This window comes from Streptomyces sp. 11x1 (assembly GCF_032598905.1).
GTDB lineage: Bacteria > Actinomycetota > Actinomycetes > Streptomycetales > Streptomycetaceae > Streptomyces.
Genome location: NZ_CP122458.1, coordinates 10,374,637 through 10,399,487, shown reverse-complemented (window position 1 = coordinate 10,399,487; position 24,851 = coordinate 10,374,637). Strand labels below are relative to the sequence as shown.

Genomic DNA, 24,851 nt, shown 5'->3' with positions numbered 1-24,851 from the left:
AAGAGGGGCGGCATGGCCGTGAGTGAGCAGGCAGGCATCAGTACGGCCAAGGAGGCCGCCGACCACCAGCTCGTCCTCGCGTTCGGGCGGCTGCAGGGCGCGGCCAACCGGCTGGAGTACATCCTCGGGCGGGCACTCGAAGTCGAGTGCGGCATCAGTCATCTGATGTTCGAGGTGTTGCTGATCCTCGGGCGCGCGGGTGAACCGGGGCTGTCCATGCGGGCCGTCGCCCAGGAGCAGGTCCTCACCACCGGCGGGGCCACCCGGCTGGTCGACCGCATGGAGGCGGCGGGGCTGGTCACCCGGGCGGAGTCCCCCTCCGACCGGCGCGGAAAGCGGGTACGGCTGACCCCGCTGGGCGAGGAGACGACGGTGCGCGCCGCTCTGGTCCACGTCGAGAACATCAAGAAGTATTTCCTGAGCCCGCTGCCGGAGGCCGATCGCGGGCGGTTCGCGGAGGACCTCCGCATCCTCAGCCACACGGCCAGGGACGTACTGCCACGACTGCCCTGAGCCCCGCGACGCCACGCGGAGGGCGACTGACGCGGCTCGTCCCAGGCGTGTCAGTCGCCCTCCGCGCGCACACGGTCCGCGATGCCCAGTGTCAGCGCCTGCGCCTGGTCCTCCAGGTTCCATTTCCCGTCGCGGGAGGCGTGGTTGCTGATCCAGAACACGAGGACGCCGTCCCGCAGGGACCGGCTCAGGAGCCCCAGGGACCAGTCGTTGCCGCCGTCGTGCCAGGCAAGCCGACCGTCCGGGGTGTCGCGCAGACTCCAGCCGTATCCGTACGAACTCTCCGATCCGGGCTCCGGGACGTGGGACTCGAAGAGCCTGTCCCTGGCCCGCGCCGGCAGGATCTCGTCCCCCAGGAGCGCGCGGTGCCAGCGGAACATGTCGTGGGCGGTGGAGAGCATGCCGCCGTTGCCGCGCAGGTTCCAGTACGGTCCGTCGGCGGCCCAGGGGTGGTCGAAGGGCCGCCCCTGGGCGCGCCCCCGGCTGTCGTACTCCACCGCGACCAGGTGCCTGGGCCAGCGAGGCAGCACATAGCCGGTCTGCTCCATCCCGGCCGGCTGGAACAGGTGCCGGGCCAGGAACCCTTCGTACGTCTCCCCGGACGCCTCCTCGACGATCGCCGCGAGCAGGCTGTAACCGGTGTTGGAGTAGTGGAACTCCTCACCCGGGGCGGACCGCAGCAGCGACGAGAGGGCCCCGCGCACCAACTCCTCCCGCGACACGGGGTCGTAGTCGTCGCCGAGGCCCTCGACCAGACCCGAGGTGTGCGTCAACAGGTGCTCAACGGTGATGCCACGCTTCTCTTCGGGCACGGTGCGCCCCCGGCCGAGGAACCGGCTGATCGGATCGCTCACCCGGAGCCGGCCCAGCACCTCCAGTTTCACGATCGCGGCCGCGGTGAACTGCTTGGTGATCGACATGACGTCGTACACGGTCCGGCAGCTCGCGGGAGCGCCGGCGGCACGGTCCGCCGCCCCGAATCCGCCGCAGTGCACGAGCCGGTCCCCGCGGGCGGCGATCACGGTGCCACCGGGCCCGGCGGGCAGGGTACGGCGGAGGAAGTCGGCGACCGACTCCGCTTCGCGGTGCCGGGCCTCAGGGGCGCGCGCCACCGACCGTTCGGCACCAGGCTCCTCGGCGCACCCGCCGATCGCCAGCAGAGCGGCGAAGGCGGTGCCGATGGCGGTCCGGCGGCGGGGGCGGGAGCGGTGACTGCGGCCGTGACCGTGGTGGGAGGGACTCGTACCCATATGACCTCCAACATCAGGAATCCGTCCCGATGTTGGCCATCGCTCCCGCCGCTTCTCAAGCCATGATGGTGTTCGAGCTTGTGCGAGCCCGTGCACGTCCAGGCCAACAGGGGGGAACCACGATGACCACAGCACCGCCCACACCGCCCGACACCGACGCCGTCGCCTTCGTGGCGGCGCTCCGCCGCCTCAAGGCCTGGTCGGGCCGGAGCTACCGCCAGCTGGAACGCCGCGCGACGGAGGCGGGTCACACCCTGCCCTACTCCACGGCGGCGACCATGCTCGGCCGGGACCGCCTGCCCCGCGAGGAGTTGGTCGCGGCGTTCGTGGCGGCGTGCGGGGTGCGGGCGGAGGAAGCGGAGGCGTGGCTGGACGCACGCGTGGCCATCGCGTGCGGGCCGCCCGCCGAAACCGCCGTGCGGCCTCGCACGGTCGCCGCCGCCCCGGACCCGCGCTGCCGGGAGGTAGCGAGAGAGGGTCTCCAGAGCGGGCGTGCCAGGCGGGTGTGGCCGCGCCGGAGGACGTTCGCGGCGGCCGCGGTGGCCGCCACCGTGCTCTTCGGTGGTGTGACGGCGACCGGGGCCTTCGCCGACGACGTCGAGGCCGAGGTCGAACAGACTGGGACGTCCCTGTACCTGCCACGCTCCTGATGAGCCGAGAGCGCGGCCTGCGGCCCGAGGCCGGAGGTCGGCGGCGCGGGCGGGAGTGGCGTGGGCGGAAACGTCGTCAGTGCCGCGTGCCCCGGCCAACAGGACGTTCCAGCCTGTCTCGTTGGCGGTGCCGGTCTACCCCGGGCCGGACACCGACACCGGGCCCGCCTCTGACGCACGACCTCGCGGTCGTCAAGGAGTTCGCGGACCGCACCCTGGTCCTGCAGCACGGGCGCATCGTGGAGGAGGAGACCAGCGTCGACGTGTGCGTCCGGCCCCGGCACGAGTACACCCGCCGTCTGGTGGCGGCCGCACCCGTGCCCGACCCGGACCTGCAGCGGCGGCGCCGGGAGCAGCGGTCGCTTCAGCTCTCCAGCGGCTCGTAGTCGAACCAGTCGAAGTGGACGGAGGCCGCGGAGGCGAACATGCCGAACACACGTCCGGTGAAGCCTCCGGCGACCTCCGTGGACAGGTACCGGCCGTCCAGCGAGGCGAGTTCGACGTAGGTGCCGTCCGGTTCCTCGTAGCCGAGAGAGACGAGGTCGGGGCCGGTCCGCGGGTCGTTCACCGTCGCGGGGACCGTCTCGGCGCGGAGCACCACGGGTCCGGCCGGCGCCGGCCGGGACGCCACGACCGTGTTCAACGGGCCGATACGGGCGCGGACCCGCACCTCTCCCGCGCTCGTCTCGACGGAGTAGTGGTGCCGTTCGTCGAGGCGTACGGCGAGGCCGCCCTGTCCCTCCGCCACATCCACCAGGGTGCGCACCCGGCACGACGCGTGCTGCTGGCGGCGTCCGACGAACGTCACCTCGGCGTCGTCGAGCGACTCTCCACGGGCACGCAGGGTCAGTGAGCCGGGCCGTTCCTTGGTGGTGACGTCCTCGGGGGGACGCCGACGCAACGAGATCCAGTGCGGCGCCAGTTCGGCGGCGTCGAAGTCGTCCCGGGTTTCCGGGAGGACGGCGGGCGGATGGAGGGGCCAGGGCGGCGCGGGCATGGTCGTGGACAGTTCTCCGACGACGGGCCAGCCGTCGGCCCATTCCACCGGCACCAGGTAGGTCTCGCGGCCGAGTACGTGCCAGCCGGGGGTGCCGCCGCCGGGACGCACGCCGAGCAGCACCATCCACCATGAACCGTCGGGCCCCTGTACGAGGTCGGCGTGGCCGGTGTTCTGGATGGGGTGGTCCCTGCCGCGGTGGCTCAGGATCGGGTTGTCCGGGCAGGGCTCGAACGGGCCGGTGGGGCTGGTGCCGCGGGCGATGGAGACGCCGTGGCCCCGCTCGGTGCCGCCCTCGGCGATGAGCAGGTACCAGTGGTCGCCGATGTGGTAGAGGTGCGGTGCCTCGGGGGCCTTGGCGCCGGGAGCCCCGGACCACAGCTGTCGGCGGGTGCCGGAGGTCTCGCCGGTGTGGGGGTCGAGGCCGATCTGTCCGACTCCCGCGGTGGTGCACCAGCAGGTGCCGTCGTCGTCCCAGGCGAGGTCGGGATCGATGCCGTGCACCCCGGGCAGCCGGATCGGGTCGGACCAGGGTCCCGCCGGATCGGTGGCGGTGAACAGCAGGTTGCCGTCGCCGCTGACGTTGGTGACGATCAGCCAGAAACGGCCGTCGTGATGGCGCAGGGTGGGCGCGTAGATCCCTCCGGAGGAGGCCGCGTCCGGCGGCAGCCGCAGTTGGCTCGGGCGGTCGAGGGCGTTGCCGATCTGGGTCCAGTGCACCAGGTCCCGGCTGTGGAAGAGGGGGACGCCCGGGAAGTACTCGAAGCTGGAGCACGCGAGGTAGTAGTCGTCGCCCGCCCGGCAGACGGAGGGGTCGGGGTGGAAGCCGGGGATCACCGGATTGCTGACGGTGTGGTCCGTCTCGGACACGCTGGTCACCCTCAGGGATCCTTTCGCAGTCACGAAAGTCTCGTATCAAGTTGTAGAAAGTTTCTCCAGCAGGCTAGCTACCGGCCGTCCCGGTGGTCAACGGCCCGGCCCGTCGGCTTCCGGGGCGGAGCAGTGCTGGACCGGACCGTCAGGGTCGTGGCGATCTCCATCCCGGCCTGGGGGGCGGCCTCGCCCCGGCCGAGCGTGAGCGCCAGTTCGGTCGCGGCCACCGCCATCTCCGTCAGGGGCTGGTGAACGGTCGTCAGGGGCGGGTCGACCCACGCCACGACCGGCAGGTCGTCGAATCCGACGACGCTCAGGTCGTCGGGAATCCGCAGACCCGCCTCGCGTGCCGCCTGGTAGACGCCCAGCGCCTGGAGGTCGTTGGTGGTGAAGATCGCCGTCGGACGGTCGGGCAGGGCCAGCAGGGCGCGTGCGGCGCGCTGTCCGTCCTCCCCGGTGAGGGGTGCGTGCACGACGAGTTCCGGGTCGACCGGCAGACCGGCCGCTCCCATCGCGGAGCGGTATCCGTCCAGCCGGGCGCTGCAGTACAGCTGGTCCGGCGGGCCGGCGATCATGGCGATGCGGCGGTGGCCGAGTTCGGTGAGGTGGCGGGTCGCGGCCCGACCGCCGGACCAGTTGGTGGCGCCCACGAACGGGACGTCGTCGGGCAGTTCCGTGGCCGGGTCGAAGACGACGAACGGGATGCCCTTGGCCGTGAGTTGCTCCCGCTCGGCCTCGGACAGCTGGGCCACGGACAGGACGCAGTTGGGCCGCCGGGAGACGGTGTCGTCCCAGGTGAGCGGGTCCGAGTCGTGCAGTCCGAACTCGGACACCATGACGCCCACGCGGTGGCGCCGGGCGACCCGCTCGACACCCCGGATGATCTCGGCCGCCCACAGGTGCTCCAACTCGCGGAACACCAGCTCCAGGACGTTGTTGCGCTGGGCGCCGGTCGGCTTGCGGTAGCCGTACCGGTCGACCAGTTCCTTGACGCGGGCGCGGGTGTCGGCGGAGACGCCGGACCTGCCGTTGATCACCTTGGACACGGTGGGGACCGACACTCCCGCCGACTCGGCGATGAACGCGATCGTGACCGGCCGGGACGTGTCGCCCTGTCCGTCGTCGCTGTCCGCCGGTCCGTCGGCCGTCTGGTCCGCCAAGGTAGCCCGCCCGCCTTCTGATCGCACCCGGCTCATTCTGGCATCTCTCGTCGCCACGACTGTGGCCTCCGAAGCGGCCCCATGTTAATTTTCCGCCGCCGAAAGAGAAAGTTTCCTTCTCCTGTGTCTCTCGGCCTCGGGCCGATCCCGCGCGTCGCACACCCCCACTTCAGAAGGTGCACGTGATGACGAGAAGACTCGCAAGCGGACTGACGGCGCTCCTCCTCGCGCTCGCCCTGCTCCCGCTGACGCCCGCGATCTCGTGGGCAGCCGATCCCCCCGTCCCCCCGGCCGGTTCGCCGGCCGCCCGCAGCGCCGTGGCGGCCATGCAGCCCGGGTGGAACCTGGGCAACACCTACGACGCCATCCCCGACGAGACGTCCTGGGGCAACCCTCCGGTGACCCGGGCCCTCTTCCAGAAGGTCAAGTCCCAGGGCTTCAAGAGCATCCGCCTGCCCGTCACCTGGGGCATTCACCAGGGCGCGGCCCCCGGGTACACGATCGACCCGGCCTGGATGGCGAAGGTGCGCCAGGTCGTCGATCTCGCGCTGGACGAGAACCTGTACGTGCTGCTGAACATGCACCACGACTCCTGGATGTGGGTCAACACCCTCCCCACGGACCACGACGCCGTCCTCGCCCGGTACCGCGCCACCTGGACCCAGATAGCGGCGGAGTTCCGCGACAGGTCGCCCCGGCTCGCGCTGGAGAGCATCAACGAGCCCACGTTCACCGGCACTTCCGGTGACGACGAGAACTACCGGTTGCTGGCCGAGCTCAACAGGGTCTTCCACCGCATGGTCCGCGACTCCGGTGGCGGCAACGCGAACCGGCTGCTGGTGCTGCCCACCCTGTACACCAACGCCGATCAGGGCCGCCTCGACGCGCTGGCCGCCGAACTGGCGGAGCTGCGCGACCCCATGGTGGCCACGACGGTCCACTTCTACGGCTGGTGGCCGTTCAGCGTGAACATCGCCGGGTACACCCGGTTCGACGCCACCTCGGAGCAGGATCTCACCGCCACCTTCGACCGTGTGCACACCGCGTTCACGGCGCGCGGCATCCCCGTCGTCATCGGCGAGTACGCCCTGCTGGCCTACGACCACAACCGCCCCGGGATCATCCAACGGGGAGAGCAGCGCAAGTACTTCGAGTTCCTGGGCGACTACGCCCGCCGCAAGAGGTTCACCACCGTGTTGTGGGACGCAGGTCAGTTCCTGAACCGCAACACCCTCCGGTGGCGCGACGCGGAGCTGTTCGGGCAGATCAGATCGAGCTGGACCACCCGTTCCGGCACCGCCTCCAACGACGAGGTGTTCCTCCCGCGATCGGGTGCCGTCACCGCCCGGGAGCTCACCCTGAACCCGAACGGAACCGACTTCCAGGGCCTGCGGCACGGTTCCCGCAACCTCCTCCAGGGCCGGGACTACACGCTCTCCGGCAACCGACTCACGCTGACGGCCACCGCGCTGACGGAGCTGGCGGGCGATCGGGCGTACGGGGTCAACGCGACGCTGGAGGCGCGGTTCTCCCGGGGCGTGCCCTGGCGGGTCGATGTGGTCACCGCCGACAGCCCGGAGCTCTCGGCGGCTTCAGGGAGCGGCAGCGGCCTGTCCGTCCCGACCCGGTTCCGGGGCGACCGCCTCGCCACCATGGAGGCCCGGTACGACGACGGGAGCAACGCGGGCCCGGCGAGCTGGACCCCGTACCAGCAGTGGGACACCGCGTTCACGGCCTACACCGACGACGCCATCAAGTTGACCGCCGAGTTCGTCACCTCCCTGCGGGAGGGTGCGCGGGTGACGCTCACCTTCCACTTCTGGAGCGGTGCCAAGGCGACGTACCACGTCACCAAGTCGGGGGACACCGTGACCGGTTCGCCCGCCTGAGTCGGCCGGTCGGCGGAGGGCCGTGCCGACGGCTGCCACCGGGGTGACGGCCGGGTGCGGACGGTCGGGCGGGCGGCGCCGTGGACGATGCCGGACAGGTGTCCGACCGCGAAGGCGTCGCCCGCCCCGGCCAGTGCGACGGCCACGCCCCGCCAGGCCGACGGCCATAACCCGCCAGGTCGACGGCCACGCCCCGCCGGGCCGCGCGGTCGGTCAGCCGGGGCGTGGCGGAGGGGCCCCTCCGGCCCCTACTCCCCTACTGCGGCTCCGTCGCGATCTGGATCAGGTTGCCGCAGGTGTCGTCGAACACGGCGGTGGTGACGGGGCCCATCTCCACGGGCTCCTGGACGAAGCGCACGCCGAGGCCGCGCAGGCGCTCGTACTCCGCGCGCACGTCGTCGACGGCGAACTGGGCCAGCGGGATGCCGTCCTCGACGAGGGTGTCCCGGTAGGTCTTGGCGGCCGGATGGCCGGCGGGTTCCAGGAGGAGTTCGGTGCCGTGGGGCTCGTCGGGCGAGACGACGGTCAGCCACCGGTCCTTCTCGCCCACCGGGACGTCGTGCTTCTTCACGAAGCCCAGGATCTCGGTGTAGAACCGCTCGGCCTCGGCCTGGTCGTCGACGAAGACGCTGGTCAGATGGATCTTCATGGGGTGCTCTCCTGCTGCGGTGCGGGGGTGTCGGTCATGTGCCACCGCTCGGCTATCCGCCGCAGTGGGGCCGTGTTGAGGTCGTGGAACTTGTAGCGGCCCTCCCGTCTGGTCTCGACGAGCCCCGCGGACTCCAGCACGGCGAGGTGCTGGGAGATCGCTTGGCGCGAGATCCCGAGCTGGTGCTTCATGCTCAGTCGGGAACAGATCTCGAACAGCGTCTGCCCGGATTTCTCGGTGAGCTCGTCGAGGATGACCCGGCGCGTGGGGTCGGCCAGGGCTTTGAACAGGTCGTCGGCCACACCCCAGCATAGGCAAGTGTCCACTTGCCTATCAAGGGGCCGGGTGACACCCGCCGGCAGCCCTACAGCGCGAACAGCTTCGCCGCGTTGTCGTGGCACACCGCCCGCAGCCACTCCTCGCCGAGGCCCAGCCGCTCCAGGGCGTGGAGCTGGTGCACGTACGGATAGGGGAGGTTCGGGAAGTCGGAGCCCAGGAGGATACGGTCACCGAGGTCCGCCAGCCGGGGCAGGGCACGACGGGGGAACGGCATGAACCCCTCACTGAAGTCGGTGAACGCCATCGTGGTGTCCAGCCGCACCTCCCCGTGCCGCTCGGCGAATCCGAAGAACTCCTCGTACTCGGGCATCCCCATGTGGGCGACGATCAGCCGCAGCCGGGGGTGCCGCGCCAGCACCCGGGCGATCGGCTCGGGACCGGTGTGCTTGCCCGGCGCGGGTCCGGAACCGCAGTGGATCACCACGGGGACCCCGGCCTCGGCCAGCAGTCCCCAGACGGGATCGAGGAGTTCGTCGGCGGGGTCGTACGCGCCCACCTGCACATGCGCCTTGAAGACACGCGCGCCCGCCTCCACGGCCTCGCGGACGTACGCCTCGGCACCCGGCTCCGGATAGAGGGTCGCGGTGTGCAGACAGTCGGGGGTGCGGCCGGCGAAGTCGGCCGCCCAGCCGTTGAGCCACCGGGCCATGCCCGGCTTGTGCGGGTAGAGCATCGCCGTGAAGGCCCGGACCCCGAACTCCCGTAGCAGGGAGGCCCGTTCGGCTTCCGCGTGCCGATAGGTGATCGGCCACTCCATCCCGCCGGTCAGGGGTCCGAGCCCGTCGAAGTACTCCCACACCTTGCGCAGGACACGTTCGGGCATGAAGTGCGTATGGACGTCGACCAGTCCGGGCAGGGCGAGCGCCTCCCAGAAACGGCGGACCTCGGCGGCTTCCTCCCCCACGGGCATGTCACTCATGGCGCCCATGATCGGCTCCGCCGAGGCGGCGGGTCCACCCCCCTCGCCCGGACCGTCCATGGGGGATCCCCCCACGGACGGTCCGGTGCTACACGTTCTTCTCGCCCTTCACCGGCCTGACGTCCTCCACGAACAACTGGAAGAGCAGGCGCGTGATGTCACTGTCCCCGAGGGAGAGACTGAACGGCTCCTTCGCCTCGGGCTTGAGCCCGATGAATCCGGGGAGTTTTCCCTCGCCGCCCGCGGCCGTCGGGAAGGTGCTTCCCGTTTCTTCCTCGCGGGTCTTCCTGATGTGATAGGGAGTTCCCTTGTCTCCGGAGATCGCCATGTATTGCGGATGGAAGAGGAGTTCGTGCGCGCCCTCCTTGAGCGTGAACTCGACCATCACCTGCGTGTCCTCGTCATGGAAGTACTCCTCCGCCTGACCGGCGTCACCGAGGTGGTTGCTGACGGGCATGACTCCGACGTCGCCGGCGCCGTCCGCCACCGCCGTACGGAACCGCTTCGCGATCCCGTCGCCGTCCTTGCTCTCGGTCTTCAGCCAGTCCTCGGTGGCGGTGGCCTTTCCCTTCCATTCCATGATCTGGATGGCCTCGCTCGCGAACATGGTCCGGTAGAGCTTCAGACGCCCCTTGCCCTTGTCGCCCAGCTCGGCCAGTTCCGCCAGGAGCTGGGGTCCGACGGTGTGGAGAATGTCCTCCAGTTTTCGCTTCGGAGCCGCCCCGGCCTTTCCCTTCTTCTTGGTCTTGGGCGGAAGGAGAGGATGGCCCGCGGCCGTCATCTTGTCCTTCCAGTATTTCTCCTGGAGCATTTCCTGCGGATCACCGAGGGTCCGCTGCACCGTCGGCGCGGAGGGAGCCTCACGCGCGGAATCCGCCGAGTCCCGCCCAGGGGCGGCCGCCCGCTGCACCTCGGGCCTCGCGGGGCCCGACATCACCCGGCGCGCGTTGGCCTCTGCGGCCTGTTCGAACCGGTCGGACGGGTCGGAGACCTTCAGCCCGCCGCCGTTGTCGGTGCCGGCGACCGGCCCCTGGCGCTGCTGGATGACATGGGTGAGCTCATGGGCGAGCGTGTGCTTGTCGGCTCCGCCGTCCCCGATGACCACATGGCTGCCGGAGGTGTAGGCACGGGCTCCGACCTCGGCGGCCGACGCCCTCGCCGCGCTGTCGTCGTGGATGCGGACGTCCGAGAAGTCGGCACCGAGCCGCGCCTCCATGTCCGTGCGGGTGGCGTCGTCGAGGGGCTGGCCGGGCGCGCGCAGGACGTCGTGGACGGCCGAGCGCTGCACGGTGGGCTCGGGGGCACCCCGGTGGCCGCAGTCGGCGCTGTGCCGGTGCTCCTCCTGGGCCCAGGAATGGCCGGCCCGGCGGAGCAGCTGGACGACAGCCGCGTTGCCGGTGGCGTTCTGCAGTGCGAGCAGTCCTTGCGGCGACGACAGATCCGGGTGCTGCCGCGCGGGTGACGCCGCTGTGACGGTCGGGCCCCGGCTCTCCTTCCTGTCGTCGCCTGCCTTGTCGCTCCTGCGTGTCCGCACTGACAGCCCTCTCCCATGACCAACGCGTGAAATTCCTTGCTACACCGGCGCCGCCCTGTTCGACGAGGTCCATAGGGGCAGAACTCGGCATCCGATCGGGCAACACCACGGGACGCGGTCGGCGGCCCATGGGACAGCGGACATCGCGCGGTGTGCGTGTCTGGTGTGGTTCCGCCCGGGCCGGGCACTCGGCCGTCGACCGAGGCGGGACACGGCTGGAGGTGCGCGATGGCGGTACGGCATCGTCTGATCAAGGTGAGCCCGCGGGCTGTGTGGGACGTCCTCGCGGACGGCAGCCGGTACGGGGAGTGGGTGGTGGGGACCTCGGGCACCGAGCCGGTGCGAGGGCAGTGGCCCGAGGTCGGCTCGGCGCTCGCCTACGAGATCCGGGTGGGACCCGTGCGGCTGGGCAACGAGACGGTCGTCCGCTCCTGCGAGGAGGGCTCCGCGCTGGGCCTGGAGGCCCGGGCAGGGGTGCTGGGGACGGCGCGCATCTCCCTCGAACTGCGCCCCTGGGGGCGGTACTGCCTGGTGATCGCCGACGAGCACCCGCTGCAGGGCGTGGGCGGAAAGCTCCACAACGTGGGCGTGGAAGCGCTGATCCAGCTGCGACACCGCGCCATGCTCGCCCGGCTCGCCCGGCTCTGCGAGGCGCAGGGCGCGCCCGGGCAGAAGGCCCCGGACGAGGCCGGGACGGAACGGCCCGCGAGGGCGCGCGGGCTGCGCGGGGCGGCGGCACACGGCGGCGCCGACGGTCATGCATGACGCCGTCGTCATCGGGGCCGGTCCCAACGGGCTGGTGGCCGCCAATCTGCTGGCGGACGCCGGATGGAGCGTCGAAGTCCTGGAGGAACAGTCGGAGCCCGGCGGCGCGGTGCGCCACGACCGGGAGGTCGACCCCGACTTCGTCAACGACCTCTTCAGCTCCTTCTATCCCCTGGCCGCCGCGTCGCCGGTCCTCGCGCGTCTGCGTCTTAACGAGCACGGTCTGCGCTGGAGCCACGCCCCGCACGTCCTGGCCCATCCCCTCACCGACGACAGGTGCGCAGTGCTCTCCCGCGACATCGACGTCACCGCCGCGTCCCTCGACGCCTTCCACCCCGGCGACGGCGACGCCTGGAGGCGTCTGCACGCGACCTGGGAGCGCCTCGGCCCCGACATCGTGGACGCCCTGTTCACCCCCTTCCCTCCGCTGCGCGCCGCGGCCCGCCTCGCCGTCAGGCTGCGGGCGGCCGGGGGCCTGCGGATGGCCCGCACCCTGGCGACACCGGTACGCCGCATGGGCGACGAGGAGTTCCGGGGCGAGGGCGGCAGACTCCTGCTCGCAGGGAACGCCCAGCACGCCGACCTCGCACCGGAGGCCGCGGGCAGCGGCGGCTACGGCTGGCTGCTGTGCATGCTCGGACAGACGTACGGCTTCCCGGTGCCTGCCGGCGGCGCCGGAGCCCTCACAGCGGCCCTCGTCGGCCGGCTGCGGGCGCGCGGCGGCAGCGTCCGCTGCGGGCAGCGAGTCCGGGAGGTCCTGGTACGCGACGGCCGGGCCGCCGGAGTGCTCACCGCCGAGGGCGAGACGGTCACCGCACGCAACGCCGCGGACCGGCCGGGGCGAATCTGATGATCACGCGCCGCAGAGGTGGACGAGACGGCCGAGACGACAACACCGAAGAAAGTGGCGGCGACGGCGACGTCGTGGAAACGGCGCTCGACGAGCTCTACGTCACACCTCCACCCGCGTTCGTCTCCCGCCGCGAGGGCCTGGCCGTCGAGGCAGTGGCGGCCGGCCGCACGGCGGACGCCCGTCGGATCCGTGCCGCCCGGCGCCCCTCCCTCGCGGCCTGGGCGACGAACCTGCTGCTGCGCTCCCGGCCGGAGGAGAGCCGGACGTTCCTGGACCTCGGGCGCGCACTGCGCGACGCCTACCGGAGCCTGGACGTCGAGGGAGTGAAGGAGCTGACCGAACAGCGCCGCAGTGTCGTCTCCGCGATGTCCCGGCAGGCCGCCGGGCTCGCCGCCGAGGCGGGTCACCGGCTGTCGGACCCGGTCCTGCGCGACGTCGAGGCCACCCTGCGGGCCGTGCTCGCCGACCAGGAGTCGGCCGACCGGTGGGCGACCGGCCGCCTGGAGAGCGCCCTCACCCCTCCGTCGGACTTTCCCGACCCCACGACCGTGACGACCGACCGACGCCGAGGTACGGCCGGAGCGAAGACCAAGGCACCTGCCGCCCACCAGCACGCGCGGGACGAGGTCGCCGAACGGCGCCGCCGGAAGCAGGAGCAACTCGCCCGGGAGGAACGGAATCGGCTCGCCCAGGAGAAACAGGAGCAGCTCGCCCAGGAGAAACGGGAGCAGCTAGCCCGAGAGAAGCGAGAGCGGCTCGCCCAGGAAAGACGTGAGCGACAGGAGAAGCGCGAGCACCTGCGCCGGGCGCGCGAGGAGGCTCGGGCCGCCGATCAGCGGGTGCGGGAGGCACGTGCGGACCTCAAGCGGGCCGAGCGGCAGCAACGGGCTGCGGAGAAACACCGGGAGGAAGCCGCTGACACCCTCGCGCGGGCCGAACGGACGGCGCGCGAGGCCGCCTCGGAGGTGGAGCGGCTGTCGGAGCCCACCAATTGACGCCCTCGCCTGCGTGAACGCAGGCGATTGCGGTCAGCACCGCTACGCGGCGCCACCTCGGGTTCCTGCTTCACGGGCCCCTGCCACCCCGAGGTGGTCCTACAAGGCCTCCACAGGCCTGACTTCCCGCCCGTCCGGCGGTAGGTCCGCCAACCATGTTGTCGGACAAAGCGACTTCAGCAGCGGCGCTGCGCCCCTACGGGCCGCCGAGGCGAGGATGCCCTACGCCTCCACCACCTGAAGGGTGGAGCACTGGGCAAGTGTTCGGTAGCCGACGGCTCGCGCCCGGAGGAACCGGGGCGGCCTTGGGGCCGAGGGAACCGTCGGGCCCTCCCGTGGTGCGAGCGTCCGCCATGATGGCCCGCATGACGACAGTGGAAGGCATCGAGGTCCGCGACACACACCACTGCGAGACGACGACCCTCGGGGTGCTGCTGCGGCACCAAGGGCTCGATCTGTCCGAGCCCATGCTCTTCGGTCTCGGCTCCGGGCTGTCCTTCATCTACTGGGACAGCAAGAACATGGACTTCCCGTTCCTCGGCGGGCGCGTCAAGCCGTTCGAACTCACCAGAAACCTGGCCGCCGCACTCGGCCTGGACCTGGTCGTCAAGGAGACCGGCTCACCCCGCAGGGCGTGGGAGAACGTGAAGGCCCCCCTCGACGCCGGTCACCCGGTCGGACTCCAGCTCGACAGCTACCACTTGCCGTACTTCTCCTCGAAGGTGCACTTCGCCGGCCACGTCGTCGCCCTGTACGGCTACGACGACCGCGACGCCCAGTTGGTGGACACCGATCAGCAGGGCGGGGCGGTGTCCACCAGCCTGACGAGTCTCGCCGAGGCCCGGGCCGCGCGTGGCCCGATGAGCGCCAGGCACCGCTCGTTCACGCTCACCGTCCCCGCAGGAGGCACACCCGGCCTGGCGGACCGGATCGCCCCGGCCATCACCGCCTGCGCCGACGCCTTCCTCCACCCGCCCATCGCCAACCTGGGGCACCGGGGCATCGAGAAGGCCGGCAGGCTCGTACCGACATGGTTGCGGCGCACCGACGATCCGCGACGGGATCTGCCGCAGGCCGCGCTGCTGATGGAGAGGGCGGGCACCGGCGGCGCCCTGTTCCGCAATCTCTACCGTGACTTCCTCGCCGAGTGCGCCGAACTGCTCGACAGCGGCCCTGTCCGCACGGGCCACGCGTTGTACGCCGAAGCGGCCATCCTGTGGACCGAAGTGGCGACGCTGATCGAGAAGGCGGGTGCGTCGGGCGAGGAGGAGCACCTGCGACAGGCGGGCACGGTGCTCGGTGATCTCGCACGGGTGGAGCGTGAGGCCATGCGGGAACTGAGCCGCCTTCAGGCGTAGGCGTCCGACGAGACGTACGCCACTCCCCCAGCACCCTCTTTTAATGCGCATCTTGGATGCAAGATTGCTAGGCTGCTGCCGTGAGGCTGACCAGATACACGGATCTCGCACTTCGGGCCGTGATGCGCCTGGCCGTCGTGGACAGCGAGGAGTTGCTGACCACGCGGCAGATCGCCGACTCCATGAACGTCCCCTACACGCACATGGCGAAGGCCATCGCACAGTTGCAGCACCTGGGGGTGATCGAGGCGCGGCGTGGCCGCAACGGCGGGCTGACACTCACCGAGGCGGGCCGGAGCACGCACGTGGGGGATCTGGTCAGAACGCTGGAGGGCGACCGGGAAGCCGTGGCGTGCGAGGGCGACACTCCCTGTCCGCTCGCGGGCGCCTGCCGGCTGCGGCGAGCACTGCGACAGGCGCAGGACGCCTTCTACGCCTCACTGAACGGTGCGACCGTGGCCGATCTGGTGACCTCACCGACGGGACCGGTCCTGCTGGCCCTCGGCGCTCCCCCAGGCTGACCGTTCCGCGACTCGCGATCGCGATCATGACCGTGACCGTCGAGCGGCTGCCGCGACCAAAAATACGAGTCCCGCATACCAATTCAACCGCAATGCCCATACGACTCGGTTCCCGTGACACCGAGTCGACCCTCGGTACAGGAGTGTGTCTGATGCTTTCCGCGCAGTCGGCCCCCGTCGTCCGTGCGACGCTTCCCGTGGTGGGAGCCTCGCTGACCACGATCACGGAAGTGTTCTACCGGCGGCTGTTCGAGGAACGACCGGAGCTGCTGCGGCATCTGTTCAACCGCGCCAACCAGGCTTCCGGCGCCCAGCGCGAGGCCCTGGCCGGTTCGGTGGCGGCCTTCGCGACCCTCCTGGTCGAACGGCCCGACGAGCGCCCCGACGCCGTCCTCTCGCGCATCGCCCACAAGCACGTCTCCCTCGGTGTGACCGCGGACCAGTACCCCTTGGTGGGACGTCACCTGCTCGGGGCGGTCGCCGAGGTTCTCGGTGACGCCGTCACCCCCGAGATCGGTGCCGCCTGGGACGAGGTCTACTGGCTGATGGCCAACGCCCTGATCGCCATCGAGGCCCGTCTGTACACCGAGGCGGGGGTGGCGGAGGGCAAGGTGTGGCGGTCCATGGAGATCGCCGAGCGCCGTCAGGAGTCCGCCGACGCCGTGTCCCTGGTCCTGCGCCGGCCCGACGGGCGTCCGACGCCCGCGTTCCGGCCCGGCCAGTACGTCGGCGTCCGCGTGGAACTGCCCGACGGAGCCCGCCAGATCCGCCAGTACAGCCTGTCCACCGCCCCCGACCACAAGACCTGGCGCATCACGGTCAAGCGGGAGCGGGCGGCCGACGGCTCCGGGCCCGACGGCGAGGTTTCGTCCTGGCTGCACGCCCACGCCGAGGCGGGGGACGTCCTGGACGTGTCGCTGCCGGCCGGTGATCTCGTACTGCCCGAGGGCGACACCCCTCTCCTCCTCGCCTCCGCCGGCATCGGCATCACCCCGATGCTGTCGATGCTGCACCATCTCGCCCTCACCTCCTCCACGCGCCCCGTCACCGTCGTGCACGCCGACCGCTCGCCGCTCGACCATGTGCACCGTGACGAGCAGGCGGACCTCGTCAGCCGTCTGACCGGCGCCGACCTGCACCTGTGGTACGAGCAGGACGCCCACCGCTCCCCGGGCACCAACGTCTTCACCGGACGCGCGGCGCTCGACCACCTCAACCCGGACCCGGACACCACCGCCTACCTCTGCGGGCCGCTGCCCTTCATGCGCGCGGTGCGGGGCGAGCTGCTGGCCAAGGGGCTACGTCCCGCCGCCGTTCACTACGAGGTGTTCGGCCCCGACCTCTGGCTCGGCAAGTGAACGGGGAACGGCACCTTCCCGACATCCGCGACCGCCAGGACGTGGAGCGACTGGTCGGCGCGTTCTACGACGACGTCCTCGGCGATCCCCTGATCGGCCGGTTCTTCACGGAGGTGGCACGGGTCGACATGGCCGCCCATCTGCCCGTGATGGCCGACTTCTGGGAGAGCGCCCTGCTGTCCCCGGGCGTCTACCGCCGCAACGCCCTCCGGGCGCACCGCGCCCTGCACGCCGAGAGCCCGCTGCGCGCCGAGCACTTCGACCGCTGGCTGGAGCTGTGGTCGGCGGTGGTGCGGCGGCGGCACGCGGGACCGGTGTCCGAGCGCGCCGTCGCCAAGGCGCACGCGGTGGCCCGGGCCCTGCTGCACAACACGACGGGCGAGGGGCGGGCTGCTCGCCCGGACCCCGGTCCCGTCCTCGTCACCATCGAGTCGTCGGCCGGCCACCGACGCACGGGCCCGGGTCGGCCCCGGCCGGGCGGCGAGGGGTGAGACGCGGGGCGCCTGCGCCCCGCCGTCGCACGCCCTCGGCAGCGCTCAGGGCGTGGTGTCCGGCTTCCAGTCCTGGGCGAGGAGCCCCAGCACGACCTCGTCCAGGAACTCGCCCATCACCCAGGCGGAGGAGCGCAGCACTCCCTCACGGAGGAAGCCGTTGCGCTCGGCGGCGCGCAGCATCGAGACGTTGTCCGACAACGTCTCGATCTGCAGCCGGTGCAGACCGCGCACGACAAACGCGTAGTGACACAGCACCGCGACCGCGTCCGTGCCGTAGCCCTTGCCCCGGGAGGCGGGCAGCAGCCCCATCCCGATGTGCGCGGTCCGGTTGTGGGTGTCGATGCCCCAGAGCGCCGTGGAACCGACCAGGGTCCCGCCCTCCGCCTCGACCACGGAGAACTGGACACGCGTCTGCTCCTCGTCGTCCGCCATGAGCCGCGCGTCCTTGCCGGGTGCGATCGGCCGCCACGGCGCGGTATCGGTCCGGGAGGCGTAGACCACGTCGTTGTAGAGCTCGGCCCGCAGTATCGGAATGTCGTCCTCGTGCCGGGCCCTGAGCCCGACCTTGGCACCTCTCAGCATGCGAGCTTCCTACCGGGCGGGAAGAGCCGGCGGCAATCGATTTAGCGATCACCGCGGCGGTACGGCGGAGGTGCGTCGCCGATCGGGGACGGGGCGGACGGGGCGCGGGGGCCGGGAAGAGCCTGGGTAGGCTTGCTGCGAGGCCGCGCGACCGCGTGGTGCCCAGGCGCCGTCGTACCGACCGGTGCGCAGTGCCGCTCGACCAGGAGAGACATGATGTCCCCGACGATTCGCAGGGCTGTCATCCCCGCCGCGGGCCTCGGTTCCCGTCTGCTGCCCCTCACCAAGGCCATTCCGAAGGAGATGCTGCCGGTCGGCGACAAGCCGGTCGTCGAGCACACCGTGCGCGAGCTGGTGGACTCCGGCATCACCGACATCACCATCGTGGTCTCCGGCGGCAAGAGCCTCATCCAGGACCACTTCCGGCCCAACCCCGCCCTCGTCGAGCAGCTCCGCGAGGACGGCAAGACGGCGTACGCCGACGCGGTCGAGGAGGTCGCGGAGCTGGCCCGCCAGGGCCACATCACCTATCTCGACCAGTACGGCCCGTACGGCAACGGCACGCCGGTGCTGAACGCCGCCCGCGCCTTCGGCGACGAACCGGTGCTCGTGCTCTGGCCCGACGACGTCTTCGTGGCCGAGGTCCCCCGCGCCCAGCAGCTCATCCGCGCCTACGAGCAGACCGGCTGCCCGGTGCTGGCCCTCCTGCCGATGGACCCCACCGAGTCCCAGCGCTACGGCGTGCCCATCGTCAAGGAGGACCTCGGCGACGGCCAGCTGCGCATCACCGGCCTGGTGGAGAAGCCCGAACCCGCCGCCGCGCCCTCGGCGTTCGCGGCCATCGGCGGCTATGTCGTCACCCCCGGCATCATCGACGAGCTGCGCGAGCAGACCCGCCGCTGGTACGAGCACCGGACGGGCGAGGTCTACCTGACCGACGCCATCAACGCCTACGCCGCGACGCGCGCGGTGTACGGGCAGGTCATCAAGGGCCGCTGGTACGACACCGGCAACCCGGCCGACTACCTGGTCGCCCAGATGGCCTTCGCCCTGGCCCACCCGGAGTACGGGCCCGTCCTGCGCGGCCTGGTGAACGGCCTCGACGCCCCCTCCGACTAACCGCACACCACCCTGACGGACACCGTCCCGCCCCGGAAATCACTCCGGGGCGGTTCCGCATCACCCCTTGCAAAGGTCCGGACCAACTGCTAATCCCTTTTCTGTTAGGAAAGTTTCCTACCAGTTGGCAGGAGTCCCCCATGAGACCGGCACGATCCGTTCTGCTCGTCGCCGCGCTGCTGCTCCTCGGCCTCGTCCTCACCCCCGCGACCGCGCAGTCCGCCCCCACCACCCCCACCACCCCCGGAACCCGCACGGCCCCGAGCGCGGCCGCGGCCACCCCCGTCGCCGCCAACGGGCAGCTCAAGGTCTGCGGCACCAAGCTCTGCAACCAGCAAGGAAAAACGATCCAGCTCCGCGGGATGAGCACCCACGGGCTGCAGTGGTACAGCCAGTGCGTCACCAGCGGCTCGCTCAACGCCCTCGCCACCGACTGGAAGGCGGACGTCCTGCGCGTCTCCATGTACATCCAGGAGGACGGGTACGAGACCGATCCGCGCCGCTTCACCGACCTGGTCCACTCGGCCGTCGAACAGGCCACGGCCCGTGGCATGTACGTCATCGTCGACTGGCACATGCTCGACCCGGGCGACCCGCACTACAACCTCGCCCGCGCCAAGACCTTCTTCTCCGAGATCGCACAGCGCCACCGCGACAAGAACAACCTGCTGTACGAGATAGCCAATGAGCCCAGCGGCGTGAGCTGGTCCCGCATCAAGAGCTACGCCGAGCAGCTCATCCCCGTCATCAGGGCCAAGGACCCGGACACCCCGATCCTGGTCGGCACCCGTGCCTGGTCCTCGCTCGGTGTGTCGGAGGGCGCGGACGAGTCCGAGGTGGTCGGCAACCCGGTGAACGCCGCCAACATCATGTACACCTTCCACTTCTACGCCTACTCGCACCGGGACGAGTACCTGCGGACCCTCTCCCGCGCGGCCGACCGCATCCCCGTCTTCGTCACCGAGTTCGGCACCCAGAACTACGCGGGCGAGGGCGCGAACGACTTCGCCATGTCGCAGCGCTACCTCGATCTCCTGGCGGCCAAGAAGATCAGCTGGGTCAACTGGAACTACTCCGACGACCAGCGCAGCGGCGCCGTCTTCAAGCAGGGCACCTGCGCCGGCAACGGTCCGTGGACCGGCACGTCCTCCCTCAAGCCCGCGGGCGTCTGGATCCGTGAGCGCGTCAGGACACCGGACGACTTCTGACGGGTGACCAGGAGGACGGCGGGAGCCGCCCGACCGGCACCGTGCGCACGGCCCACCGCGCGCACGGTGCCGACCCCGGCTCCCGGCTCCCGGCTCCCGGCTCCCGGCTCCCGGCCGCAGGGTCCGGGAGCGTCCTCAGTCCGCGCCTGCGACCAGGCGCCGGACGCCGGCCTTGTCCAGCTTCCCGGAGGCGTTCCTCGGGACGGCCGGCACGACGGTCAGGCGCTCGGGCAGCTTGTACCGGGCCAGCCGGTCCGCCGCGTAGGCGTGGACGGCCTCCAGGGTGATCTCCGCCGTCCCGTCCACGCTCACGACGGCCTGCACGCTCTCGCCCCACTCTTCGTCGGGGACGCCGACCACGGCGACGTCCCCGACCCCCGGCATGGCCGCCAGGACCCGCTCGACCTCGGCCGGGTAGATGTTCTCGCCGCCGCTGATGATCATGTCCTTGAGCCGGTCGACGATGTACAGGCAGCCGTCCTCGTCCAGGTGGCCGATGTCGCCCGAGTGGAACCAGCCCTCCTCGTCGAAGGCGGCACGGGTGGCCTCGGGGTCGTTCCAGTAGCCGGGGGTGACGTTGGGGCCGCGTACGACGATCTCCCCCGGTTCGCCCGGCCCCAGGGGGGCGTTGGTGGCCACGTCGACGACCCGGACCTCGGTGAACGACATGGGGATCCCCGCTGAACCGATCTTCTCCCGGGTGCGCTCCACAGGCAGATGTGTCGCGAACGGGGCGGTCTCTGTCAGGCCCCAGGCCTGCTGGAGCAGTACGCCGTGCCGGGCGTAGAGCTCGATGAGCGAGGGTGGTACCGGGGCGCCCGCGACCACGATCGACCGCAGATGACCGAGGTCCCGGTCGAACAGACCGGGTTCTCTCGCCAGGGCGGCGAACATCTGGGGGACGCCGAACATGGAGTTGACCCGGTGGGTGACCAGGTCGTCGAAACACGTCCGTGGGTCGAACCCGCGACCGACGACCACCGTGCCCCCGCGCACCAGGGTCCGGATCACGAAGCTGTTCAGGGTGCCGATGTGGAAGAGCGGGGCGGCGGCGTAGGTGACGTCGCCGCGGCGGGTGTCGAGTCGGAGGTCGACGTTCACGCCGTTCCACCAGACGTTTCCGTGGGTGAGCAGGACACCCTTGGGCGTGCCGGTGGTGCCGGAGGTGAACATCAGGATCGCCGGGTCGTCGGCGGACTTCGCGGCCACGGAGGTCGCGGGCGGGGCTTCGGCGAGGAGACCCGCCCAGGACTCCCAGCCCACCGCGCCGCCGGTCGGCGCCTCGGGGTCGTCGTCCACCAGGAGGAACCGAGCGAGGGCGGTCCGGTCGCGGATCTCGTCGACGCTCTCCCGGTGCCCCTCCTCGCAGACGAGGGCGGTGGCACCGCTGCGGACGAGGACGGCCTCCAACTCGGCCACCGCCAAGCGGAAGTTGACCGGGACGAAGACTGCCCCCAGCCGGTGGGCGGCCAGCAGGGTGACCAGGAAGGAACTGCTGTTGAGGCCGAGATGGGCGACCCGGTCCCCGTCGCCGACGCCGCCGTGGGCCAGCACGGTGGCCAGGCGGGCGGACCTGTCGTCGAGTTCGGCGTAGGTGAGGTCGCCGCCCGGATAGCGGATGACGACGGAGGCGCCCTGATGGTGGGCGTTGCGTGCGACGGCGGCGGCCGGGTTGAGGTCCACCCGCAGGCCCGAGTTGCGCGGGTGGGGTCTCGTCGCTTCAGGGGTGGTCACGAGCGGCTCCTCGTCAGGCGTCGGCCCGCCGCAGGCTACGCCGTCGACCCGGGCCACGGGCCGAGGCCGAGGGCGAGTCCGTGGCGAATTCGCGCATCAGGCCCCGACCAGCACGGCAACAGCGGGCGCCCGCCAGTGGGCGTCTCCTCAGTCCCGTGGCGGTTTCAGGCTGACGGGAGTGGGGCCGTCGGGGCGGACGGTGATGCTGTGGACGGCCTTCGGCGGATCGGAGTGGAAGACCGGGAGGTGGGCCGGCAGCAGGTGCTCGAGGAGCACGGTCGACTCCCGCAGCGCGAACTGGAGACCGAGGCAGGCGCGGGGCCCGATGCCGAAGGGGAAGTACGCGCCCGGGTGGGTGGGGCGGCCGCCCGGGGAGGTGAAGCGCCCCGGGTCGAAGCGCTCGGGGTCCGGCCACAGGGCGGGATCGCGATGGGTGAGGTAGGGGCAGACCAGGAGGTCGGAGCCCGCTTCGACGGTGTGACCGCCGAGGACGTCGTCCTCGGCGGCGTGGCGGGTCAGGATCCAGGCCGACGGGTAGAAGCGGAGCGTCTCGTGGATCAGGGCCTGCACGGCCTGTCGGCGTTCCGGCGAGTCCTCGGCGCCGGCGGCGTGTGCCCGTTCCCGGGCTTCGGGGTGCCGGTCTAGGAGCAGGTACAGCCAGGTCAGCGTGGTGGCGGTCGTTTCGTGTCCGGCCGCCAGCAGGGTGACGAACTCGTCGCGGATCAGCTGGTCGGTGTACTCGGGGTGCTCGGTGGACGCATCGGTCAGCACGTGCAGCAGTCCCGGGCCGTGGGGGCCCGCATCGCCGTCGCGGGCGGCGTCGATGGCGTGCCGGGCGACCGCGTCGATGCGTGCGAGGTCGGCGGCGACCGCCTCCCGGGCTTTGTCGGCGTCAGCGGGCAGGGCCGGCAGCGCGGCCCCCACGGCTTCCACGGCCGCCAGTTCGCGCTGGGTCTCGTCGTCGAGGGGGTGGCCGGTGAGGGAACGCCAGATGGTGTCCAGGGCGAACCGGCGCATCTCCTGGCCGAGATCGAAGGTCTGCCCCGTACGGGCGTACGCGTCCCAGCGTGCGGCGGTGGTACGGGCGGCGGCGGTGATGCGCTGTTCGTAGCGGCGCATCCCGGGGCCGGTGAACTGGGACTGCAGCAACCGGCGTTGCCGCTTCCACGCCGCGCCGTCGGCGGCCAGGAGGCCGTCGCCGATCAGCAGACGGGCTCGGTGCGAGCGTTTGACGTAGCACTCCGGCCGCAGGACGAGGACGTGCCGGACCGCCTGCGGGTCGGTGACGAGAACAGTGGGCGTCGGCCCGAGGCGGAACGCCGCGACCCCGCCGAGCTGTTGCCGCACCAGCGTCAGCAGGTCGATCAGCTCACCCCCGTCCGCCCGCCACCGGTCCACCAGCGCCGGTTCGGCCTCGGGGACGGGCGGGGCCGCTCCGGGCGCATGCGGAAGAGAGCCGGGACCGGCTTCGGTGTCCATGTGTCTTCCCCCTGCTCGACTGCTCGATGCTCGCAGCACGGACTGTACGGGGAAGGGCACCTTCGGTGACAGTCGGTCAGCACCCGTTCGTCCCCCGGGGAACCGTCTCCACGGTCCCACGTCGCGATCGTGAACTACGTCGGGGCAAGCTCACGGAACTGACCGGGTCACCGCGTTTCGCCCGCCAGGCCCAGAACCTCAACCTCATCGACCTGGCCCTGGCCAACCCCGGCGTACTGCGCCGTCTCGGCCTCGATCCCGACCTCCTCGACGCCCTGTCACGGCTCACCCGGCCCGCGCTCGCCGACCGGCTGTCCCTCTCCTTCGAACTGCCGGAGCCGGAGCGCGGGAACGTGCGGCTGCGCGACGTACGCGTGGAGGAGGACGGCATCCGGGTCCGGCTCACCGGGTCGCAACTGGCCTTCGATGGCCAGCGATTCAATGGTTCTTGATGAAATTTGATGTGCAGATGTGTTGACCTCTGTTCGAGATCTCTTCTACGTTGCGGGAACCACAGAGCCGCCGATCCGCACAGCCGGGTTTCGCGGACGCAACTGTCCAGAAAGGGATCTGGTGCCACGAAAGAACCATCGCGGGACAGCCTGCCTCGCGGCATCGCTGGCCGGCATCACGGCATTCGGCGGAGTCCTCGCCTCCCCCGCGTCCGCCTCCTCCCGCCACGCCTCACCGCCGCCGGTCAGTGACTTCCGCGGCGTGAACTGGGCCGACCCGCGCGACAACTTCGCCGACGACGCGGTCGTTCCCTCGGGCCTGTCCACCAGCGACACCTATGGCACCACGTACGCCAAGTCCCGGGCGATCATCGGGGGCTTCGCCAAGCTCGGCGTCGACACGGTCCGTCTGCCGGTCAACCCCACCTCCGTGAACGGCCCCTTCTGGAAGTCGTACCGGGCCGCGATCGACGCCGCCACCGCCAAGGGCTTCAAGGTCATCCTGGGCTACTGGGAGGCCGACAACGCCAAGGACGGCAAGATCGACGACCAGGCCGCCTGGGACCGCATGTGGGCGCGGATCACCTCCGCGTACGGCCGCACCGGCAAGGTGTACTTCGAGCCGATGAACGAGCCGTTCGGCTACACCTCCGAGGAGTGGCGCGACGTCGCCGCGCGCTGGCTGGCCACGCACCGCGCCGTCCCCCGCGACCGGGTCCTCATCGGCGGCTTCAAGTACAGCGAGGACGTCAAGCCGATCTGCGCCGACAGCCGGCTGAACGGTACCCGGATCGCCCTGCACAACTACGGCTTCTGGCACACCGACTGGACCAGCGTCGACCAGTGGAAGACGGACTTCAAGGAGCGCATCGGCACCTGTGCCTCGCGCACCATCCTCGACGAGTTCGGGGCCTCCATGACCACCGGCCTCGACTACAACGGCCCGGTCAACGGCTCCAACGAGGTCGCCTACATCCAGGCCGCTACCGACATCATCCGGGAGCTGGGCCTCGGTTCGGTCTACTGGCCCGGTCTGCGCAACGGTGACACCTACTCCCTCACCACCCTCCAGGGCACCGGCACCCGCCTCAGCCTGAAGGTCAACAACCAGAGCGGCCTGGACCGGCTGCACTGGGCCTGGAAGCAGAAGTAACGCCAGC

At 71.1% G+C, this 24,851-nt stretch carries 23 protein-coding genes and 2 pseudogenes; 15 read left to right on the top strand and 10 right to left on the bottom strand.

The features are described 5' to 3' along the window. The first annotated feature begins 18 nt into the window (after positions 1–18). Positions 19–513, top strand: coding sequence for a MarR family transcriptional regulator (locus tag P8T65_RS45780; RefSeq protein WP_316731333.1), 495 nt, complete (start codon positions 19–21; stop codon positions 511–513). Positions 514–563: 50 nt separating this feature from the next. Here P8T65_RS45780 and P8T65_RS45775 read toward each other — a convergent pair whose 3' ends face one another. Further along, on the bottom strand, positions 564–1,763 hold the full coding sequence (locus P8T65_RS45775) for a serine hydrolase domain-containing protein (RefSeq protein ID WP_316731332.1): 1,200 nt from the start codon (positions 1,761–1,763) through the stop codon (positions 564–566). Positions 1,764–1,885: 122 nt separating this feature from the next. Here P8T65_RS45775 and P8T65_RS45770 point away from each other — a divergent pair, with 122 nt between their 5' ends. Together P8T65_RS45770 and P8T65_RS45765 are read left to right on the top strand one after the other, a co-directional pair. Continuing rightward, on the top strand, positions 1,886–2,413 hold the full coding sequence (locus P8T65_RS45770; protein ID WP_316731331.1) for a hypothetical protein: 528 nt from the start codon (positions 1,886–1,888) through the stop codon (positions 2,411–2,413). 239 nt (positions 2,414–2,652) lie between these two features. After that, the gene (locus tag P8T65_RS45765; protein WP_316731330.1) at positions 2,653–2,799 is read left to right on the top strand and encodes a hypothetical protein; all 147 of its coding nucleotides are present in this window, start codon (positions 2,653–2,655) and stop codon (positions 2,797–2,799) included. Here P8T65_RS45765 and P8T65_RS45760 read toward each other — a convergent pair. Both P8T65_RS45760 and P8T65_RS45755 read right to left on the bottom strand, forming a co-directional pair. Continuing rightward, entirely contained in the window at positions 2,778–4,295 is a 1,518-nt protein-coding gene (locus P8T65_RS45760) for a glycoside hydrolase family 43 protein (protein WP_399103413.1), read from the bottom strand. The two genes, P8T65_RS45765 and P8T65_RS45760, sit on opposite strands and share 22 nt — an antisense overlap. A gap of 62 nt (positions 4,296–4,357) precedes the next feature. Continuing rightward, positions 4,358–5,479, bottom strand: a complete 1,122-nt coding sequence (locus P8T65_RS45755; RefSeq protein ID WP_316731328.1) for a LacI family DNA-binding transcriptional regulator — start codon at positions 5,477–5,479, stop codon at positions 4,358–4,360. A gap of 149 nt (positions 5,480–5,628) precedes the next feature. Here P8T65_RS45755 and P8T65_RS45750 point away from each other — a divergent pair, with 149 nt between their 5' ends. Next, complete coding sequence (locus tag P8T65_RS45750) at positions 5,629–7,332, top strand: cellulase family glycosylhydrolase (protein WP_316731327.1); 1,704 nt, start codon at positions 5,629–5,631, stop codon at positions 7,330–7,332. Between the two features lie 256 nt (positions 7,333–7,588). On the opposite strand, the gene P8T65_RS45745 is transcribed toward P8T65_RS45750, so the two are convergent. The 4 genes from P8T65_RS45745 to P8T65_RS45730 form a co-directional block, all read right to left on the bottom strand. Then, on the bottom strand, positions 7,589–7,981 hold the full coding sequence (locus P8T65_RS45745) for a VOC family protein (protein WP_316731326.1): 393 nt from the start codon (positions 7,979–7,981) through the stop codon (positions 7,589–7,591). Next, positions 7,978–8,283, bottom strand: coding sequence for a metalloregulator ArsR/SmtB family transcription factor (locus tag P8T65_RS45740; RefSeq protein ID WP_316731325.1), 306 nt, complete (start codon positions 8,281–8,283; stop codon positions 7,978–7,980). The genes P8T65_RS45745 and P8T65_RS45740 overlap by 4 nt, the downstream gene beginning before the upstream one ends. Positions 8,284–8,345: 62 nt before the next feature. Next, positions 8,346–9,248, bottom strand: coding sequence for an amidohydrolase family protein (locus tag P8T65_RS45735; protein WP_399102858.1), 903 nt, complete (start codon positions 9,246–9,248; stop codon positions 8,346–8,348). 79 nt (positions 9,249–9,327) lie between these two features. Continuing rightward, positions 9,328–10,773 (bottom strand): DUF4157 domain-containing protein, encoded by a 1,446-nt coding sequence (locus tag P8T65_RS45730; RefSeq protein ID WP_316731323.1) that lies wholly within the window; start codon positions 10,771–10,773, stop codon positions 9,328–9,330. A 228-nt stretch (positions 10,774–11,001) separates the two neighbouring features. On the opposite strand from P8T65_RS45730, the gene P8T65_RS45725 reads away from it, so the two are divergent. From P8T65_RS45725 to P8T65_RS45695, 7 genes and pseudogenes are all read left to right on the top strand, one after another. Further along, a complete protein-coding gene (locus tag P8T65_RS45725) occupies positions 11,002–11,538 on the top strand; it encodes an SRPBCC family protein (protein ID WP_316731322.1) in 537 nt (178 codons plus the stop codon). Next, positions 11,531–12,364: pseudogene (locus tag P8T65_RS45720) on the top strand (phytoene desaturase family protein); the annotation flags it as partial. The gene P8T65_RS45725 and the pseudogene P8T65_RS45720, both read left to right, overlap by 8 nt. Before the next feature lie 98 nt (positions 12,365–12,462). Then, positions 12,463–13,386 carry a hypothetical protein gene (locus tag P8T65_RS45715; protein WP_316731321.1) on the top strand — a complete coding sequence of 308 codons (924 nt, stop codon included), beginning with the start codon at positions 12,463–12,465 and terminating at the stop codon, positions 13,384–13,386. Between the two features lie 365 nt (positions 13,387–13,751). After that, positions 13,752–14,744 carry a BtrH N-terminal domain-containing protein gene (locus P8T65_RS45710; protein WP_316731320.1) on the top strand — a complete coding sequence of 331 codons (993 nt, stop codon included), beginning with the start codon at positions 13,752–13,754 and terminating at the stop codon, positions 14,742–14,744. Between the two features lie 80 nt (positions 14,745–14,824). After that, positions 14,825–15,265 (top strand): Rrf2 family transcriptional regulator, encoded by a 441-nt coding sequence (locus P8T65_RS45705; protein ID WP_316731319.1) that lies wholly within the window; start codon positions 14,825–14,827, stop codon positions 15,263–15,265. A 152-nt stretch (positions 15,266–15,417) separates the two neighbouring features. After that, a complete protein-coding gene (locus P8T65_RS45700; protein WP_316731318.1) occupies positions 15,418–16,623 on the top strand; it encodes a globin domain-containing protein in 1,206 nt (401 codons plus the stop codon). Continuing rightward, on the top strand, positions 16,620–17,114 hold the full coding sequence (locus tag P8T65_RS45695; protein ID WP_316731317.1) for a group III truncated hemoglobin: 495 nt from the start codon (positions 16,620–16,622) through the stop codon (positions 17,112–17,114). Before P8T65_RS45700 ends, P8T65_RS45695 begins: the two co-directional genes overlap by 4 nt. A gap of 45 nt (positions 17,115–17,159) precedes the next feature. On the opposite strand, the gene P8T65_RS45690 is transcribed toward P8T65_RS45695, so the two are convergent. Further along, entirely contained in the window at positions 17,160–17,699 is a 540-nt protein-coding gene (locus P8T65_RS45690; protein WP_316731316.1) for a GNAT family protein, read from the bottom strand. Positions 17,700–17,915: 216 nt separating this feature from the next. Between P8T65_RS45690 and P8T65_RS45685 the strand changes: the two genes are divergently transcribed. Together P8T65_RS45685 and P8T65_RS45680 are read left to right on the top strand one after the other, a co-directional pair. After that, entirely contained in the window at positions 17,916–18,818 is a 903-nt protein-coding gene (locus P8T65_RS45685) for a sugar phosphate nucleotidyltransferase (protein ID WP_316731942.1), read from the top strand. Positions 18,819–18,958: 140 nt separating this feature from the next. Continuing rightward, entirely contained in the window at positions 18,959–20,026 is a 1,068-nt protein-coding gene (locus P8T65_RS45680; protein WP_316731315.1) for a glycoside hydrolase family 5 protein, read from the top strand. Positions 20,027–20,161: 135 nt separating this feature from the next. Here the strand turns inward: P8T65_RS45680 and P8T65_RS45675 are convergent, their stop codons facing one another. Continuing rightward, positions 20,162–21,760, bottom strand: coding sequence for an AMP-binding protein (locus P8T65_RS45675; protein ID WP_316731313.1), 1,599 nt, complete (start codon positions 21,758–21,760; stop codon positions 20,162–20,164). Positions 21,761–21,907: 147 nt separating this feature from the next. Next, positions 21,908–23,239, bottom strand: coding sequence for a cytochrome P450 (locus tag P8T65_RS45670; protein ID WP_316731311.1), 1,332 nt, complete (start codon positions 23,237–23,239; stop codon positions 21,908–21,910). A gap of 143 nt (positions 23,240–23,382) precedes the next feature. Here P8T65_RS45670 and P8T65_RS45665 point away from each other — a divergent pair. Both P8T65_RS45665 and P8T65_RS45660 read left to right on the top strand, forming a co-directional pair. Further along, positions 23,383–23,691, top strand: a pseudogene (locus tag P8T65_RS45665) (DUF2993 domain-containing protein); the annotation flags it as partial. Positions 23,692–23,812: 121 nt separating this feature from the next. Next, the gene (locus P8T65_RS45660) at positions 23,813–24,844 is read left to right on the top strand and encodes a cellulase family glycosylhydrolase (RefSeq protein WP_316731310.1); all 1,032 of its coding nucleotides are present in this window, start codon (positions 23,813–23,815) and stop codon (positions 24,842–24,844) included. Positions 24,845–24,851 lie beyond the last annotated feature (7 nt).

Bases quoted from the DNA above. Each gene is read 5' to 3' on its own strand.
- P8T65_RS45775 (WP_316731332.1), bottom strand. From the start codon at position 1,763: ATGGGTACGAGTCCCTCCCACCACGGTCACGGCCGCAGTCACCGCTCC.
- P8T65_RS45770 (WP_316731331.1), top strand. From the start codon at position 1,886: ATGACCACAGCACCGCCCACACCGCCCGACACCGACGCCGTCGCCTTC.
- P8T65_RS45755 (WP_316731328.1), bottom strand. From the start codon at position 5,479: ATGAGCCGGGTGCGATCAGAAGGCGGGCGGGCTACCTTGGCGGACCAG.
- P8T65_RS45750 (WP_316731327.1), top strand. From the start codon at position 5,629: ATGACGAGAAGACTCGCAAGCGGACTGACGGCGCTCCTCCTCGCGCTC.
- P8T65_RS45745 (WP_316731326.1), bottom strand. From the start codon at position 7,981: ATGAAGATCCATCTGACCAGCGTCTTCGTCGACGACCAGGCCGAGGCC.
- P8T65_RS45735 (WP_399102858.1), bottom strand. From the start codon at position 9,248: ATGGGCGCCATGAGTGACATGCCCGTGGGGGAGGAAGCCGCCGAGGTC.
- P8T65_RS45725 (WP_316731322.1), top strand. From the start codon at position 11,002: ATGGCGGTACGGCATCGTCTGATCAAGGTGAGCCCGCGGGCTGTGTGG.
- P8T65_RS45710 (WP_316731320.1), top strand. From the start codon at position 13,752: ATGACGACAGTGGAAGGCATCGAGGTCCGCGACACACACCACTGCGAG.
- P8T65_RS45700 (WP_316731318.1), top strand. From the start codon at position 15,418: ATGCTTTCCGCGCAGTCGGCCCCCGTCGTCCGTGCGACGCTTCCCGTG.
- P8T65_RS45690 (WP_316731316.1), bottom strand. From the start codon at position 17,699: ATGCTGAGAGGTGCCAAGGTCGGGCTCAGGGCCCGGCACGAGGACGAC.
- P8T65_RS45685 (WP_316731942.1), top strand. From the start codon at position 17,916: ATGTCCCCGACGATTCGCAGGGCTGTCATCCCCGCCGCGGGCCTCGGT.
- P8T65_RS45680 (WP_316731315.1), top strand. From the start codon at position 18,959: ATGAGACCGGCACGATCCGTTCTGCTCGTCGCCGCGCTGCTGCTCCTC.
- P8T65_RS45670 (WP_316731311.1), bottom strand. From the start codon at position 23,239: ATGGACACCGAAGCCGGTCCCGGCTCTCTTCCGCATGCGCCCGGAGCG.